Origin of the sequence: Plantactinospora sp. CA-294935 (assembly GCF_050936445.1) — a bacterium.
Taxonomy (GTDB): Bacteria; Actinomycetota; Actinomycetes; order Mycobacteriales; family Micromonosporaceae; genus Plantactinospora.
In genome coordinates, this window is sequence record NZ_JBNJMU010000001.1 from 3,226,746 (window position 1) to 3,243,675 (window position 16,930).

Here is a 16,930-nt window from a genome sequence, read left to right on the forward strand (position 1 = left end):
CCCCGCCACCACCCCCTTTCTACTCTGGAGTGACCCATGCGTGACGTGGTCGAGATCGGGCTGGGCAAGACCGCACAGCGCGGCTACCACCTGGACGACATCGCGATCGTGCCGAGCCGGCGTACCCGGGACGTGGACGACGTCTCGACCGCCTGGCAGCTCGACGCGTACCAGTTCGGGATCCCCTGCGTCGGGCACCCGTCGGACGCCACCATGAGCCCGGAGTCGGCGGTCACGCTGGGCCGGCTCGGCGGGCTCGGAGTGCTCAACGTCGAGGGGCTGTGGACCCGCTACGAGGACCCGGCGAAGGTCCTGGAGGAGCTGTCCCGGCTGGAGGAGGGCTCGGCGGCCACCCGCCGGCTCCAGGAGGTGTACGCCGAGCCGATCCGCCCCGAGCTGATCGCCGAGCGGGTCCGGCAGATGCGCGAGGGCGGCGGTACGGTCGCCGTCCGGGTCTCCCCGCAGCACACCCTGGCACTCGCCCCGGTGATCCTGGACGCCGGAGTGGACATCCTGGTCATCCAGGGCACCATCGTCTCGGCCGAGCACGTCTCCACCACCGACGAGCCGTTGAACCTCAAGGAGTTCATCGCCGACCTCGACCTGCCGGTCGTCGCCGGTGGCTGCACCGACTACAAGACCGCCCTGCACCTGATGCGGACCGGGGCGGCCGGGGTGATCGTCGGGCTCGGCGGCGACGAGTGGTCGACCACCGAGTCGGTACTCGGCATCCGGGTGCCGATGGCCACCGCGATCGCCGACGCGGCGGCGGCCCGCCGGGACTACCTCGACGAGACCGGCGGCCGGTACGTGCACCTGATCGCCGACGGCGACCTCCAGACCTCCGGCGACATCGCCAAGGCGCTCGGCTGCGGCGCCGACGCGGTGATGCTCGGCGAGCCGCTCTCGCTCTGCGCCGAGGCGCCGGCCGGCGGCGCCTGGTGGCACCCGGCGGCCAGCCACCCGAAGCTGCCGCGCGGCGCCTACGGGGTGGCCGACGAGCCGCTCGGCTCGATGGAGAAGCTGCTCTACGGGCCGTCGGACGACCCGGAGGGCCAGCTCAACCTGTTCGGCGGGCTGCGCCGGGCAATGGCCAAGTGCGGCTACCGGGACCTGAAGGAGTTCCAGAAGGTCGGGCTCGTCCTCGACCGGTAGTCGCCACCGTCAGCCGGAGGCGTGATGATCAGGGCGGGGCGGCCGGTGCTGGCCGGCGTACTGGTGGTACTGCTGGTGGTGCTCTCGCCCGGCGGCTGCACCGGTGGCCGGGACGAGCGGACCGGGGGGTTCCGGCCCGGGGCGCCCGGGGTGGGCGACCCGTACTTCCCGACCTACGGCAACGGCGGCTACGACGTCGCCAGCTACCGCCTCCAGGTCAGGTACGACCCGGCGACCGACGAGCTGACCGGTGACGCCACCATCGAGGCGACCGCCACCCAGGACCTGTCCCGGTTCAACCTCGACCTGGCCGGGCTGACCGTCTCGTCGGTACAGGTCGACGGCGCCGACGCCACGCACGCCCGGACCGAGGACGAACTGGTGGTCACCCCGGCCACCGGCCTCGGCAAGGGCCGGCGGTTCGGGGTACGGGTGCGCTACTCCGGCAAGCCGGCCCCGGTCACCACCCCGGACCTGGGCAGTGGCGGGATGCTGCACACCTCGGACGGTGCGGTCGCGCTCGGCCAGCCGGAGTCGGCGAGCACCTGGTTCCCGGTCAACGACCACCCGCTGGACAAGGCGACGTACCAGATCGAGGCGACCGTGCCGGAGGGGCTGGCGGCGCTGAGCAACGGGACCCCGGGCGGCAGCCGCACCGACGCCGGCTGGACCACCTGGCGCTGGGCGGAGCGGTCCCCGATGGCCAGTTACCTGGTCACGCTGGTGATCGGGAAGTACCGGGTCAGCACCAGCACGCATGCCGGCAAGCCACTGGTCACCGCGATCGCGGCGAGCCTGCCGGCGGGCGGGCCGGCGGAGCGGTCGCTGGCCCGTACCGGTGAGATCGCCGACTTCCTGGCCACCCGGTTCGGCCCGTACCCGTTCGAGGCGTACGGCGGGATCGCGCTCGCCGACAGCCGGATCGGGTACGCCCTGGAGACCCAGTCCCGCCCGGTGTACGGCCCGGCGTTCTTCACCGAGGGTCCGAACCTGGAGGTGGTGGCGCACGAGTTGGCCCACCAGTGGTTCGGGGACAGCGTCTCGATCCGGCGCTGGAGCGACCTCTGGCTCAACGAGGGCTTCGCCAGCTACGCCGAGTGGCTCTGGACCGAGCACGACGGCGGGCCGAGTGCGCAGACCATGTTCGAGCGGGAGTACGCCGCCACCGACTGGGCGGAGCCGGCACTGGACCCGGGTCGCTCGGGAATCTTCAGCCGGGCGGTCTACAAGCGCGGGGCGCTGGCCGTGCACGCGCTGCGGCGTACGGTCGGCGACGATACGTTCTTCCGGATCCTGACGACCTGGACGGCGGAGCGCCGGGACGGCAACGCCAGCACCGCCGACCTGGTCGCGCACGCCGAGCGGGTCTCCGGGAGGCCGTTGCGCCCGCTCTTCGACGCCTGGCTCTCCGGCACCACGGCACCGCCCATGCCCTGAGCGGCCGATAGTGACTCGCTGTGGCTCGATCGCCGAGCCACAGCGAGTCCCCTCCGCCGCTGCGCTAGGCGGCGACGTAGCCGTTGAACACGTGGACCCCGTCGAAGGAACCGCTCGAGTTCGCCCGGTTCGTGTTGAAGTACAGCTTGCCGTCGCTGATTCCTACACCCTCTATCTCGAACAGGGACGAGTATTTCGAGGACGTGATACGGAAGGAGAGGTCAGTGGCCGCGGGCGCGGTCCCGGTCGTCGTCGGCGACACGTTCCGGTAGACGAGCACGATGCTGCGGTTTTCCTTGGTCAGCGGGTAGTAGAGAACCCTCTTGGGTGCGTCGTAGAAGAACCCCTGGTTGGTGAAGGTCCCCAGGTCCGGCACCACGGCACCGTTGACGAGGGCGCCGTCGACCTGCAGGTTGAACGCCTTCGTCAGGTTGATGGTCCCGGAGGAGGCGCGCAGTGGGAGACTGCCGTTGTAGATCGTCCGTCCACTCTTGAACATGAACGTGATCGTGGTGCTGGTGACCGAGACTCGATTGATCCCGGACGGCGTTGCCACGGCTCCGTCGAGTCGTAGCTGGTACGACCCGGCGTGGTAGTAGGTGGTGCCCTCGTAGCGGAGCTTCACGAGCTGCGCGCCACTCGCGTTCATGGTGACGACGAACATGTGGTGCTGCCCGTCGATGTCGACGATCGTCATGTCGTTCCCGTGCCCGAGCCAGGGGTTGGTCGACGTGTTGTTCGTGCCGTTCGTCATCAGCACTCGCGCACCGGTGGTCTTGTGGACACGGTAGATGACGGAGACGTCGTCGTAATTGGTGCGGTTCTTGATCGAGTAGAGGTAGGTGGCCCCGGCAGCGAAGCCCTGTACCCCGGTGCAGCAGCTCGTATTGGGCGTGCTGGCGATGTCGGTGTACGTGTTGTAGTAGGCAGCTTGAGCTGCGTTTCCAGACAGGACCAGAAAACCGAGAACCATCGCGACGATGACCGTCAGTCGTTTACCAAATCGCATGTTGTCCTCCCCGAGTCCAGACGATCTGGGGCCGGGCGCCTCGGAGATCGTCGAGTGCAGGCTATTGCGTCAGTTCTTCACCACCAGTTTCGGGTTGGCGGTGAGATAGGCGTCGGCCCGACCGGCCCGCAGTTCGGCGATGAACTTCCGGCCCACCGAGGTGAGCTGTTCACCCCGGTAGCCGCTGCCCCGGCCCACCCCGCTGCCCGGCAGCGCCACCAGGGTCATCGTCTCGGGGCGGAGCCGGCTCAGCGCGTACCCGAAGTCGACGATGTCCGAGCCGCTGCCGCTGACGAAGGTCAGCGCGTCGCCGAGCGAGCGGACCACCTGGCGTACCCGGTCGGGGTCCCGGGCCAGGTCCTGGCTGAGGATCTTCGCCAGCATCGCCTTGATGAGCTGCTGCTGGTGCCGCTGCCGGGTGTACGCGCCACCGGCCGTGTAGCGCTGCCGGGCGTAGTCCAGCGCCTGCCAGCCGGTCAGTGTCCGGCGGCCCTTCTCGTAGACCATCTGCGGCCCGACGTAGCCGCCGCCACGCAGTGCGCGATGGGTGCCGTCCGGTTCCCGGTGCTGCGAGACCACCCGCTGGTCGACGTAGAGCTGCACCCCGCCGAGGGCGTCGACCAGGTTGTCGAAGCCGCCGAAGGTGAGTACCGCGCCCGCGTCGAACCGCTTGATCCCGGTGTAGGCGCTCACCGTCGCCGAGAGCAGTTGGAAGCCCTGCGCGGTGCTCGGGCGCTTGTTCCGGCCGGGTACCCGGCTGCCGTAGCTCATCGCGTGGGTCAGTTTGGTGCGTTCGCCGGGAAAGTTCGCCTTGGGAAAGCGGGGGATGTCGACCACCAGGTCGCGGGGGAGCGCGAACAGGTATGCCCGGTCGAGATCCTTCGTGACGTGCAGGATCAGCACCGCGTCGGCGTGCGGCTCCCAGTCCGGTTTGCTGACTCGGGTGTCGACGCCGACCAGCAGCAGGTTGAGCGGTCCCCTGATGTCGGCACCGGGCTCCGGGGTCGGACTCGGGGTGGGCGACGGCGCCACGGTGGTCGGCGCCGGGGTGCTGGGCCCGGCCGCCGGAGCCGGTTCGGAGCCGCTGCCCCAGAAGCGGTTGGCCGCGTACGCCGTACCGGCCAGCAGCACCGCCACCGCGACGATCGCGGCGAGCCAGACGATCCGCCGCCGCTTCGGCCCGGCACCGTCGCCGGGTGCCGGCCCACCGTCGTTTCCGGATACGCCGCCAGCATTTGCCCCGTGATCTGCCACGCGTCCACATCCCCTCGGCCGTGCGGTCTGCCAGGACCGGCCGTTACTTCAGACGCATCGTCGGCCCGCCGACGTTGCACCGCCGGAAGCGCGGCAGCAGGAATCTTGGCGCAGATCCACCCTGGCGTGGTAGCTACCCGTCGGTAATGATGGCCAACATGGGGCAAACCGACAGCGCCGCTCCCGCCGGCAGCACCGACCCAACCGTCGACCCCACCCCTGAAACCTCCGATGTCGACGTCGTCGTCATCGGATCCGGCTTCGGCGGCAGTGTCGCGGCGCTCCGCCTGGTGGAGAAGGGCTACTCGGTCCTCGTCCTGGAGGCGGGGCGCCGCTTCGCCGACCACGAGTTGCCGGAAACCTCCTGGCGGATCCGCCGGTTCCTGTGGGCACCCGCGCTGCGCTGCTACGGCATCCAACGGATCACCCTGCTCCGCTCCGCCGGCCGTCGCGCATCCGGGGCACGCAGCGGCGGTACGGCCCCGGCGAAGGTACTGGTGCTCTCCGGCGCCGGCGTCGGCGGCGGCTCCCTGGTCTACGCCAACACGCTCTACGAGCCGCTGCCCGCGTTCTACGCCGATCCACAGTGGCGGGACGTCACCGACTGGCGTGCCGAACTCGCCCCCCACTACGACCAGGCGAAACGGATGCTCGGCGTCACGACGTACCCGAAGGAGACCTCGGCGGACCGGGCGATGCGGGCGGTGGCCGACCGGATGGGGGTCGGGCACACCTTCCACGCCACCCCGGTCGGGGTCTACCTGGGCCGGCCGGGGGAGCGGGCCGCCGACCCCTACTTCGGCGGGGTCGGTCCGGAGCGGACCGGCTGCCTGCACTGCGGCGCCTGCATGACCGGCTGCCGGCACGGCGCCAAGAACAGCCTGGTCAAGAACTACCTCTGGCTGGCCGAGCGGCTCGGCGCCGAGGTTCGCCCGCTGACCACGGTGACCGCGGTCCGGCCGGCGCCGTCGGGCACCGGCTACGAGATCGAGACGGTACGCACCGGAGCCTGGCCGATCCGGCACCGGCAACGGATCCGGGCCGGCCAGGTGGTCTTCGCGGCCGGCGCGCTGCAGACCCAGCGCCTGCTGCACCGGATGCGCGCCGCCGGGGCGCTGCCGCACCTCTCGCCCCGGCTCGGCGCGCTGACCCGGACCAACTCGGAGGCGATCCTCGGCGCCACCGTGCCGCTGCGGGCGGCCCGGCGGGCTGGCGTCGACTTCACCGACGGCGTGGCGATCACCAGCTCCTTCCACCCCGACCCGGCGACCCACGTCGAGCCGGTCCGGTACGGCCACGGCGCCAACCTGATGGGACTGCTCCAGTCGGCCCTGGTCGACGGCGGCCCGCGCCGGATCCGGCGCTGGCTCGGCATCCTGGCCCGGCGACCGCAGACCTACCTGCCGCTGCTCTCGGTCCGGGACTGGTCCCGGCGCACCGTGATCGCCCTGGTCATGCAGTCGCTCGACAACTCGCTGACCGTGCACTACCACCGCGGCCGGCTCGGCCGGCGACGGCTGGGCACCGCTGCCGGGCACGGCGCCGGCAACCCCACCTGGATCCCGGCCGGCAACCGGGCCGCCCGGCTGCTCGCCGAGCAGATCGGCGGCATCCCCGGCGGGTCGGTGACCGAGCCGTTCGACATGCCGGTCACCGCGCACCTGCTCGGCGGGGCGGTGATCGGGTCGACCGCCGCCGACGGGGTGGTCGACCCGTACCACCGGGTCTTCGGGCATCCGGGGCTGCACGTGGTGGACGGGGCGGCGGTCTCGGCCAACCTCGGGGTGAACCCGTCACTGACCATCGCCGCCCAGGCGGAACGGGCGATCTCGTACTGGCCCAACCGGGGTGACCCGGACCCCCGACCCCCGCTCGGCACGGCGTACACCCGGATCCCGCCGGTCCCGCCGCGCCACCCGGCGGTCCCGCCGGACGCCCCGGCCGCACTCCGCTGGTGATCGTCCGGGTCGGCGTCCGTCGTGCGCGGGGTGGGGGTCGGGGCCGGATCACCCGCTCTGGGCGGTCAGGCTTTATCCCGACGCGGGCGATCCGGCCCCGACCCCGACCTGGTCGCTCTGGTCGGCAGGTCGCGCTGGTCGGCCGAGGGCGGCGGGTTTCCGGGTCGGGGCCGGCGCTGGGTAGGCTCCGTACACATGAACACGCCGCGCCCGGTCCTGGTGGTGGACTTCGGAGCCCAGTACGCCCAGCTCATCGCCCGCCGCGTCCGGGAGGCCCGGGTCTACTCGGAGATCGTCCCGCACTCGATGCCGGTGGCCGAGATGCTGGCCAGGGATCCGGCCGCGATCATCCTCTCTGGCGGCCCGGCCAGCGTCTACGCGCCCGGCGCTCCCCAGGTCGACCCGAAGCTCTTCGACACCGGCGTGCCGGTCTTCGGCATCTGCTACGGCTTCCAGGCGATGGCCCGGGCACTCGGCGGCACGGTGGCACACACCGGCGGCCGGGAGTACGGCGGCACCACCCTGCGGGCCCGGCCCGACGCGACCGCCCTGCTCCGGGACCTTCCGACCGAGTTGTCCGTCTGGATGAGCCACGGCGACTGTGTGACGGAGGCGCCAGCCGGGTTCACCGTGACCGCCGAGTCCCCCGGGGCGCCGGTGGCGGCCTTCGAGGATCTTGCCGGTCGTCGGGTCGGTACCCAGTTCCACCCCGAGGTGGGGCACACCGAGCACGGGCAGCGGATGCTGGAGCGCTTCCTCTACGACGTGGCCGGGATCGAACCGACCTGGACCTCGGAGAACATCATCTCCGACCAGATCGCCGAGATCCGCTCCCGGGTCGGCGACAAGGAGGTCATCTGCGCCCTCTCCGGCGGGGTCGACTCGGCGGTGGCCGCCGCGCTGGTGCACCGGGCGGTCGGCGACCAGCTCACCTGCGTCTTCGTCGACCACGGCCTGCTCCGGGCCGGCGAGGCGGAGCAGGTGGAGAAGGACTACGTCGCGGCCACCGGGATCACGCTCAAGGTGGTCGACGCGGCGGACCGGTTCCTCGGTGCGCTGACCGGGGTGATCGACCCGGAGCAGAAGCGCAAGATCATCGGTCGGGAGTTCATCCGGGTCTTCGAGGCGGCGGCCCGGGAGGTGGCCGCCAGCGGCGACGTCGAGTTCCTGGTGCAGGGCACCCTCTACCCCGACGTGGTGGAGTCCGGCGGCGGTTCCGGCACCGCCAACATCAAGTCGCATCACAATGTCGGCGGTCTGCCGGAGGATCTCAAGTTCTCGCTGGTCGAGCCGCTGCGCACGCTCTTCAAGGACGAGGTACGCCAGCTCGGCCTGGCGCTGGGGCTGCCCGAGGCGATGGTCTGGCGGCACCCGTTCCCCGGCCCGGGGCTGGCGATCCGGATCATCGGGGCGGTGGACCGGCAGCGGCTCGACCTGCTCCGGGCGGCGGATCTGATCGCCCGGGAGGAACTCACCGCTGCCGGCCTCGACCGGGACGTCTGGCAGTTCCCGGTGGTGCTGCTCGCCGACGTACGCAGCGTCGGGGTGCAGGGAGACGGACGCAGTTACGGGCACCCGGTGGTGCTCCGGCCGGTGTCGAGTTCCGACGCCATGACGGCGGACTGGTCCCGCCTGCCGTACGACGTCATCGCCCGGATCTCCACCCGGATCACCAACGAGGTCGCCGAGGTCAACCGGGTGGTGCTCGACGTGACGAGCAAGCCGCCGGGCACCATCGAGTGGGAGTGACCCCGATTCACCCCGGATAGCGCGGGTTCGGCGGAGTGTCGCCGAACGCCTCGGTCGGCCCGTCCACCCCGGTCTGTCCGCCCGGAGCGGTCCCGTCCCCTTCCGGCTGCCCGGCCGTGGCCGCCGGCCCGCCGGTGGGAGCCGTCGAGCCGCTGGCGCGAGCCACCGGGACGGTGACCTCCGTCTCCTGCTGCCCCCCGAACCCGGACGCCTGTCCGAGGCCGGACCCGGGGCCGCCGGCCGGAGCGGGCGCAGCGCCGGTCGGTGCGGTGGGAGCCGCCGGGGTGGTGTACGGCGGCGCCGGAGCGGTGGGCGTGCGGCCCGGCCAGTTCGGCGGCCAGACCGGGCCGGTGCCCGGCGGGTGCGGCCAGGCGGGTGCGTCGGCCGGCTCCTCCGGCATCAGGAACCAGAGCACCGGGTACGCCAGCAGGCCGAGCCCGCCGGTGAAGACCGCGACCGCGGCGAAGACCACCCGGACCAGGGTCGGGTCGACGTTGAAGTACCGGCCGAGCCCGCTGGCCACGCCGGCGATCATCCGGTCGGTTGTCGGCCGACGGAGCTGCTTGTACGGAGGCTGGGTGAGCGGTATCTGCGTCATGGTTCCACGGTCCGCCCGGACGGCCGTCGCGTCCTCGGTGACCGCCCGGATAGCGACCCTGACCCTCCCCTGACCGGTGGCATCGGCGTCCCGACGAGCGAGCCAACTGTCAGGAATCCGACTCTTTTTGTGGCCGGGTCGGGCGGTCAAGGGAGAATTTGGTCCTGTGACCCCCGCGCTGGAACCGATCCGCAAGATCGCCGCGTACGCGATTTGCACCGATTCAACCGACCGCGTGCTCCTGGTCCGGGCCTCCTCCCGGTCCGGAACGCCCGGTGTCTGGTCGCTGCCCGGCGGTGCCGTCGACCACGGCGAGGACCCGAACCACACGGTGGTACGCGAGACCGCCGCCGAGACCGGCCTCTCCGTCTCGGTCGTCGGCCTGCGGGACGTCCTCGCCGACATGAGATCGCTGCCGCACCGTGGCGTCACGATCCACACTGACCGCCTGCTCTACCAGGTCTCCGTTCGCGGTGGCACGCTCTGCGACCGGGTCGGCCAGCCGACCGACCTGGCCCGCTGGCACACCCTGGAAGAGGCGGAGAAGCTGCTGCTGCGGCCGTTCACCGCGCGTGCCCTCGGCCTGCCCAGCGGGCCGATCGACCTGCGGCCGGAGGAGGCGCCGGAGTTCCCGTCCTTCCACGCCGTACCCGGGCCGGACGGGCTGCACCGGGCCCAGCGCTTCGCGGCGTACGCGGTGGCCACCGATCCGGACGGCCGGGTGCTGCTGACCCGGGTCGCCGACGGCTATCCCGGGGCGGGCTGCTGGCACCTGCCCGGCGGCGGCACCGACTACGGCGAGCAGCCGGGTGCGGCACTGATCCGGGAACTGGTCGAGGAGACCGGGCAGTGCGGCCGGCTGGTCGAGCTGATCGGGGTGGCGAGCCACCGGGACGCCGCCTCGCTCGGCCCCGAGGGCTATCCGATCGACTGGCACGGCGTACGCGCCTTCTACCGGGTGGTCGTCGACTCGCCCGCCCCACCGACCGTCGGTGACGTCGGCGGCTCCACCTCAGAGGCCCGCTGGTTCGGCCGGGACGAGTTGGAGGCGCTGCCGGTGGACCGGCTGACCGAGGTGACCGCCGAGGCCGTACAGGCGGCCCGGCTGGGCTGACCGCCCGATTCCGCCCCGCCCCGCCTGCGGCCGCCCGATTCCCGACCCGCCCGTGTGGCGGCCGCTGTCCCGACCGGCACTCGATTCCTGACCCGCCCGTGTGGGCTGCCTTCCCGACCGGCATGATCGGTGCGGCGCGGGCGAAGGGGGACGGCGGTGCGACGGCGACGGCGGATCGGGGCGTACGGGCTGTGTCGGGACGGCGAGCGGGTGCTGCTCGCCCGGGGATCCGCGACCTCACATTTTCCCGGCGTCTGGCAACTACCCGGCGGCGGCGTCGAGCACGGGGAGCACCCGAGAGCGGCGGTGCACCGCGAGTTTGTCGAAGAGACCGGGCTGACCGTCACCGTGACCGGGCTGCGGGTGGTGCTCGCCGACGTGATCCGGCTGGCCGGCGTTGACGGGCCGGTGGCCGAGCACACCGACCGGATCGTCTACGACGTCGTACCGGCCGGCGGCACGCTGCGTGCCGAGGTGGGCGGCGGCACCGACCAGGTCGCCTGGGCTGCGCCGGACGACCTGGCCGGGCTGGTCCTGATGCCGTTCACCGCCGAGCTGCTCGGCCGCCCGGTGGACCCGCTGCCCGAGGGCACCGGACCCGCCTCGGACGGCACCGGACCCGCCACGGACGGCGCCGAGCGCCCGGCACCGGTCGACCGGTATCAGCGTTTCGCGGCGTACGGGCTGGCCACCGATCCCGCCGGCCGGATCCTGCTGACCCGGATCGCGGCCGGGTTCCCCGGTGCCGGGCGGTGGCACCTGCCCGGCGGCGGTACCGACCACGGCGAGCAGCCGGTGAGCGCGCTGCTGCGGGAGCTGGTCGAGGAGACCGGACAGCTCGGCCGGGTGACCGGGCTGCTGCACGTGTCGCACCGGCACAACACCGCCGAGTTCGGCCCCGAGGGCCGGCCGCTGGACTGGCACGGAGTCCGGGTGATCTACCGGGTCGAGGTCGAGGCGCCCACCGAGGCGCGGGTGACCGAGGCGGCGGGTGGCTCGACCGAGACCGCCGGCTGGTTCTCCCGGGCCGAGGTGGCGGAGCTGCCGCGTACCAAGGTGGTGGACGCGGCGTTGTCCCTGATGTAGGGCAGGGCTGCCGGCGCGGGCCGTCGATCGGTTGGTCAGCCGGGTCGGGAACGCGAGAATCTCTCCCGAAACGATGGTTGTGACTGGTTCGGTTAGAGTTGCAGGCGGGCCCGACAGCAACCGCCCCGGGGGTAGCGTCCCGGATGGGGAGGTTTGACTGCCTCGGGCGGTTTGGGAGAAATACCCCTCAGGCAGCTATCGCCAATCCCTGCTGTCTGTGCGATGGTGTAGGCCGCAATTGGTTGCCGGCCAAGGAGTCCCGGCGCCCGATGGCGCTTGGGCGGGTGCCGCCACCGTGGCGGACAAAGTTGACCCGGTGATGGAGGAAACGTGCCGAGAGCCCCATGGCGTCGGCGTCGTACGTCGGACAGCCCGCGCCCGGCAGGGCGTCGCTGGGCGGGGCGGCTGCGCCGCAGCGGCACGTTCGCCCGGCAGGTGCTGCTGGTCCGGGTGGGACGCCGGGAGCACGACCTGGCCGATGCCGGTCCCAGCGCCCTCGGGCGGCCCGACCGCCGCTACACCGAGGACTCCGCCCCGCTCGACCCGTACGGCGTCGGCCGGCTGACCGCCGCCGAGATCGAGGCGGCCGTCCCGGTGAGCCCGGCCGTCGGCCCGGCCGACCCGGTCGACGCCCCCGGCCCGGCGATGGCGATCCCGCTGCTGCCCGGCGAGCGAACCATGGCGCGCCGGGTCAAGTTCGCCGTGGTCAACGCCTGCACCCTGGCCAGCCTGACGCTCGGGCTACTCGCCATCTTCCAGGCGATGCAGGGCGACGTGCGGGTCGCGGCGTACTGCCTGATCGCCTGTGTGGCGTTCGACGGCCTCGACGGGGCGCTGGCCCGCAAGATGGGCGTGGCCAGCCCGTTCGGTGCCCAGATGGACTCGCTGGCCGACATGTGCTCGTTCGGCCTGGCCGCCCCGGTGGTGGTCTACGCCTCGCTGGTGGGCTCGGTCTCGACCGCCGCCGCCGGGGTGGCCTGCGCGCTCGTCGCGGCCTGCGCGGCGATCCGGCTCGCCCGGTTCAACGTCTCGCCCAAGGACGGACGGTTCTTCTGCGGGGTGCCGACCACGATGGCGGCGGCGGTGCTCGCCCTGGCGGTGCTGATCGGGCTGCCGGTCTCCGGCGAGGTGCAGGTGGCTGGCGTGGGGCTGCTCGCCTTCGCCATGGTCTCCAGCTTCCCGTACGCCAAGCTGGCCCGCCTGATCAAGCTGCCGCCGTGGCTGTGGCTGGCCCCGGTGATCGGCGCTCTGATCGACATCCGGCTCACCTTCGCGATACTGGTAGTCGGCTACCTGGTCAGCGGGCCGCTGCTCTGGTGGCGCCAGCGTCGCACCGCCTGACCCGTAGCGACCCGGCCGATCGCCCCGCCGCCGGGAAGTCCGGGTGCCGGGAAGTCCGGGCGCCGGGAAGTCCGGGCGGCGGCGGAACGCGGGAAGTCCTCGGAATTCGAACGTGCCGCAGCGTCACGACGGTGACCCTGCGGCACGGCCGTCTCCGGCGATACCGGAACGCGTCCGGCGCCCGGCCCGGCCGGGTAGGCCGGGCCCACACCTCCGATCAGCGCCAGCGGGCGATCACGGAGGATCCGCCGATGACCCGTTCGCCCGGGCCGACCACCGGCTCGGCCGCGTCGGCCGGCAGGTAGACGTCGGTGCGCGACCCGAACCGGATCAGGCCGAACCGTTCGCCCCGGGCCAGCAGCGCGCCGATCGGCGCCCGCTGCACGATCCGCCGGGCGATCAGGCCGGTCCGCTGGGCCACCACCACCGTGCCGTGGTCGGTGTCGAGCACCGTGTACGCGGCGACGTTGTGCTCCGCGTCCGGTTTCATCGCGGCCGCGAAGCCACCGTCCGCGACGAAGTAGTCGACCACCTTGCCGGCCACCGGCGAGCGGTTGACGTGCACGTCCAGCACGGAGAGGAAGACCGCGACCCGGAGGAACTCGCCGTCGCCGAAGCGCTCGTCCCGGAGCCGCTGCACGGAGAGCACCTGACCGTCGGCGGCGGCGACCACGGCGGACTCGTCGTCCGGGATGTCCCGCTCCGGGTCCCGGAAGAACGCGGCCACCGGGCCGGCGGCCAGCGCGGGCACCAGCCAGAGCCGGGACTTCGGCCGGGTGACCCGGGTGAGCGCGGCGAACCCCAGCGCGATACCGGCCGCCGCGACCCCGTTGGAGTCGATGTGCATCCGGCGGGTCAGCGGAATGCTCGACGTCCGGTAGGCGGGCGCCAACCGGGCCGCCACCGAGACCTCGGCCGGGGTGAACCGGAGCCGGTGTGCGCGGACCGGAGGCTGGTTGACCAGGACGAGGTCGGTGCCGACGCCGAACAGCGCGCTCTGCCGTTCGAGTTCGCCCACCGCGCCCGGGGCGCGGCCGGGCAGCGCGGGCACCAGCACGCTGAGCACCCCGCCGTCGGTCAGGTACTTGGCCAGCCCGTCCAGCGCGGTCCGGGTGTCCTCGGCGCCGCCAGCCAGCGGTTCGGCGGCGATCACCACGTCCGCCGCGTCCGCCTCGGCCAGCGAGTCGGCGACCCGTACCCGCTGGGCGGTCCACTGCCCGAGGGCCGTGACGTGGTCCCGGAGCTGGTCGGCGGCGAGCGCGTCCGCCGGCACCACGGTGAGTACGTCGCCGGGGAGCAACGCGTCCACCGCTGCGGCCAGTACGGACGAGTCGGTGGTGGCCCCGACCAGCAGGGTGGTCTTCGGACCGTTGTGCCGGGACATCTCGGTGGTGAGGACGCGGGCGGCGCGCTCGCCGACGCGGACCGGACGGCCTGGGCCGGTGGCGCGTACGGCGGGGGACTGGGTCATCTCGGGCGGGCTCCTCGCGAGGTCAGGACGGGCGGCTGCCGATAGCGGCGCAGGCTACGCGGTGGGGCGGTTTTCCGGCCGCTGGTACGCCGACCGGCCGGCAGAGGCGCAAACCTCCGCCGGCCAGTTTAGGCACGGCCTGACCGAGTCGCACCGATCGTGCGGGTCGCTCGTCGCGTCACGCGGGTCGTTCGTCGCGCCGGTACGCCGGGATGCCATCCCCGGGTGGGTGTCCGGTCGGCCGGTCCGGCTCCGTTCCGTCCGCGCCGCCGGTCGCCGGTTCGTCCGCAGCGACCGGTCCCGCCTCGCCAGCCCTGGCGGGCCGATCGGGTCTCGTCAGCGATCGGGCCTCGTCAGCCCCGGCCGATCGGGCCTCGTCAGCCCCGGTGCCGGCCGGGTCGGACGGGTCACCGGTCGGCTTCGGGAGTGCCTCGGTGTCCCGGTCGGACAGCTCGTCGGTGGGTCGGGGCAGGGACTCGACGGTTGCCCGGGGGAAGAGTTCGGCGGTGGGCCGCTCGAACGTCTCTCCGGCCGGCCGGTCGAACTCCGCCGTGCGGTACGGGTCGGCCTCCCCGGCCGGGTCCCGGTCGAACTGGTCGGTCGCGTCCCGGTCGAACCGCTCGATCGCGTCCGGGTCGAACCGCTCGGTCGGCGGGTCCGGGTCGAACCGCTCGATCGCGTCCGGGTCGAACCGCTCGGTCGGCGGGTCCGGGTCGAACCGCTCGGTCGGGCTCCCGTGGGACGGCCCGGGTGGGTTCCGGTCGAAGAGCGTGCCGAGGGGGGCGTCGGACGGGCCGGTGCCGGTGACGTCGGCGCCGGTCGGTGCGGCCGGGGATCCCGGAGCAGGCGCGGCCGGTACCGCCGCCGGCCGCCGCCCGGACCGGTTGGCCCGGAGGGCGCCGACCAGGCCCAGCGTGCCGACTCCGATCAGGCCGCCGGCCACCAGCCAGCCGATGGCCGGCAGTGTGAGGTTCATGAGCTGCGCGAACAGCCACCAGGCGGCGACGCCGAGGAAGATCAGGGCGAACGTCAGCGACACCGCGTCGGTACGGTGCGCCTTCATCGAGTCACCTCCGCGGTGGCGGCGTTGACCGACAGGTCGAGCAGCAGCTTTCCGCCACCGGGGCCGTCCTCGCCGAGGTCGGTCACCTGCGGTTGGCTGCCGTCGAAGTTGCTGTACCTGCGGTCCAGGATCAGGGCGTCGCCCGCGGTCACGTCGAGTCGTACGGTCACGTCGACGGTGGGCGGCAGGATCACCTTCACCTCGCCGAGGTCGACGTCCACGCTCACCCGGGCGTCCCGGTCGGTGAAGTCGATCCGGGTCAGGTCGAGCGTGGCGTTGCCCAGCCGGGTCTCGTAGCGGTCGGCCATGACCTCGTAGCTGGCCGGTACCCAGAGCACGTCCTCCTCGCCGCGCAGCCGGGTGTAGGACTCGGCGACCGTGGAGATGCCCAGGGCGCAGGCCGCGACCAGCCCGAGGGCGATCAGCCAGCGGGCCCGGCCGAACCAGGCCCCGACCAGCAGCCCGAGGGCGATGGTGACCAGGACGGCGGCGAAGTAGGTGGACGGCATGACCCGGATCGCGTTGGTCAGATCCAGGATCGCGACCACGCCGATTGCCACGAAGATCATCGAGAAGGTGGCGGCACCCAGCGGGGACCGTTCACGGGGCCGCTTCGGTTGCTTCGGCTTCTTCGGCGGTGGTGGCGGCGGAGCCGGCCGGGCGGCGTACGGGCCGTGCGGCGCGAACGGTGCCCGGTAGCCCCCCGGCATGGGCGGTACGGGCGGTACGCCCGGATGCGGTCCGGTCGGTACGGCCACCGGTGGTGGGCTCGCCGGCCAGGCGGGGGCCGGCGGGGCCGGAGCGGCCATCGCGGGCCCGCCGGGGTAGCCCGGTGCGGCGGTCGGCTGCGGCGGGTACCAGCCGGGGTGTCCGGGTGCGGCCGGCGGAGGCACCGGCTGGCCGGGTCCCGGGTACGGGTAGCCGGTCGGCGGCGGGGGCCCGGCACCCGGTTGCCAGTACGGACCGGTCCGGTTCCGGTCCCGGTTGAGCAGCAGGGCGCCGCCGATCAGGACGGCCGCGCCGAGCAGGACGGCCCGGTAGGTGTCGGTCACGATGAAGCCGAACATCACCGCGGCGAGGATGCCGAGCACCAGCACGGTGACCGGGGACATGCTCGACCGGCCCCGGCCCAGCATCGACTCCACCGGCGAGGCGGTGTCGCCCTCGGACGGGATGATCAGCCAGGCGGCGAGGTATACCAGCAGGCCGATCCCGCCGAAGAAACCGAGTACGGCGAGGAGGACCCGCCAGAGGATCGGGTCGCTGTTCGTGGCCCGGCCGATCGCGGCGCAGACCCCGGCCAGGTAGCGCCCCTCGCTCGGCCGGACCAGTCCGTACCGGTAGGTGAAGCCGAACTCCGGCGGGGGCCCGCCGGCTCCGGGTGGCGGTGGTCCGCCGGCTCCGGGTGGCGGTGGTCCGCCGGCTCCGGGCGGTGGTCCGGGAGGCGGGGTCGCGCCGGGCGGCGGTGGCCAGCCCGTACCCGGCGGCGGTGCGTCCGGTGGCTCGGCCCGCTCGGGGCCGGCGGCGGCGGGGCCCGGCGTGCCGGGTGCCTCCGGGGTCGGGCCGGCGCTGTCCGCTCGGTCGGGGCCGCCCGCCGGACCGGGCGTTCCACGGGCGGCGGCAGCTTCTTCGGTCATGCTCCGATCCTCCGCCGTCGCAGGTCCGACCGGCCTCAGGCGACAACCCTGAGCCCAC

The 16,930-nt window shown here is 73.0% G+C and carries 11 protein-coding genes and 2 pseudogenes; 7 read left to right on the forward strand and 6 right to left on the reverse strand.

The window, feature by feature from the left end; all coding sequences use genetic code 11:
- The first annotated feature begins 36 nt into the window (after positions 1-36).
- Together ACQEVC_RS14460 and ACQEVC_RS14465 are read left to right on the forward strand one after the other, a co-directional pair.
- Positions 37-1,155 carry a GuaB3 family IMP dehydrogenase-related protein gene (locus ACQEVC_RS14460; RefSeq protein WP_346258233.1) on the forward strand — a complete coding sequence of 373 codons (1,119 nt, stop codon included), beginning with the start codon at positions 37-39 and terminating at the stop codon, positions 1,153-1,155.
- A gap of 24 nt (positions 1,156-1,179) precedes the next feature.
- Positions 1,180-2,592 (forward strand): M1 family metallopeptidase, encoded by a 1,413-nt coding sequence (locus ACQEVC_RS14465; RefSeq protein ID WP_432877211.1) that lies wholly within the window; start codon positions 1,180-1,182, stop codon positions 2,590-2,592.
- A gap of 64 nt (positions 2,593-2,656) precedes the next feature.
- Here ACQEVC_RS14465 and ACQEVC_RS14470 read toward each other — a convergent pair whose 3' ends face one another.
- Complete coding sequence (locus tag ACQEVC_RS14470; RefSeq protein ID WP_432877214.1) at positions 2,657-3,601, reverse strand: hypothetical protein; 945 nt, start codon at positions 3,599-3,601, stop codon at positions 2,657-2,659.
- 69 nt (positions 3,602-3,670) lie between these two features.
- Positions 3,671-4,765 (reverse strand): LCP family protein, encoded by a 1,095-nt coding sequence (locus tag ACQEVC_RS14475; protein WP_432891387.1) that lies wholly within the window; start codon positions 4,763-4,765, stop codon positions 3,671-3,673.
- Between the two features lie 248 nt (positions 4,766-5,013).
- On the opposite strand from ACQEVC_RS14475, the gene ACQEVC_RS14480 reads away from it, so the two are divergent.
- Together ACQEVC_RS14480 and guaA are read left to right on the forward strand one after the other, a co-directional pair.
- The gene (locus tag ACQEVC_RS14480) at positions 5,014-6,813 is read left to right on the forward strand and encodes an FAD-dependent oxidoreductase (protein WP_432877217.1); all 1,800 of its coding nucleotides are present in this window, start codon (positions 5,014-5,016) and stop codon (positions 6,811-6,813) included.
- A gap of 195 nt (positions 6,814-7,008) precedes the next feature.
- The gene (gene guaA / locus ACQEVC_RS14485) at positions 7,009-8,562 is read left to right on the forward strand and encodes a glutamine-hydrolyzing GMP synthase (protein ID WP_432877219.1); all 1,554 of its coding nucleotides are present in this window, start codon (positions 7,009-7,011) and stop codon (positions 8,560-8,562) included.
- Positions 8,563-8,854: 292 nt separating this feature from the next.
- Here guaA and ACQEVC_RS14490 read toward each other — a convergent pair.
- A pseudogene (locus ACQEVC_RS14490) lies at positions 8,855-9,160 on the reverse strand (PspC domain-containing protein); the annotation flags it as partial.
- Between the two features lie 166 nt (positions 9,161-9,326).
- Between ACQEVC_RS14490 and ACQEVC_RS14495 the strand changes: the two are divergent.
- From ACQEVC_RS14495 to ACQEVC_RS14505, 3 genes are all read left to right on the forward strand, one after another.
- A complete protein-coding gene (locus ACQEVC_RS14495) occupies positions 9,327-10,274 on the forward strand; it encodes an NUDIX domain-containing protein (RefSeq protein WP_346258226.1) in 948 nt (315 codons plus the stop codon).
- A gap of 156 nt (positions 10,275-10,430) precedes the next feature.
- Positions 10,431-11,360, forward strand: a complete 930-nt coding sequence (locus ACQEVC_RS14500; protein ID WP_432877222.1) for an NUDIX hydrolase — start codon at positions 10,431-10,433, stop codon at positions 11,358-11,360.
- Between the two features lie 405 nt (positions 11,361-11,765).
- Positions 11,766-12,701 carry a CDP-alcohol phosphatidyltransferase family protein gene (locus ACQEVC_RS14505; protein WP_432891390.1) on the forward strand — a complete coding sequence of 312 codons (936 nt, stop codon included), beginning with the start codon at positions 11,766-11,768 and terminating at the stop codon, positions 12,699-12,701.
- Between the two features lie 217 nt (positions 12,702-12,918).
- Here ACQEVC_RS14505 and ACQEVC_RS14510 read toward each other — a convergent pair whose 3' ends face one another.
- The 3 genes and pseudogenes from ACQEVC_RS14510 to ACQEVC_RS14520 all read right to left on the reverse strand — a co-directional run bounded on the left by ACQEVC_RS14510 (position 12,919) and on the right by ACQEVC_RS14520 (position 16,872).
- Entirely contained in the window at positions 12,919-14,172 is a 1,254-nt protein-coding gene (locus tag ACQEVC_RS14510) for a phosphatidylserine decarboxylase (protein ID WP_432877224.1), read from the reverse strand.
- 811 nt (positions 14,173-14,983) lie between these two features.
- Positions 14,984-15,235 (reverse strand): annotated as a pseudogene (locus ACQEVC_RS14515) (hypothetical protein); the annotation flags it as partial.
- Positions 15,232-16,872, reverse strand: coding sequence for a PspC domain-containing protein (locus ACQEVC_RS14520; protein WP_432877227.1), 1,641 nt, complete (start codon positions 16,870-16,872; stop codon positions 15,232-15,234). The gene ACQEVC_RS14520 and the pseudogene ACQEVC_RS14515, both read right to left, overlap by 4 nt.
- Between the last annotated feature and the right edge of the window lie 58 nt (positions 16,873-16,930).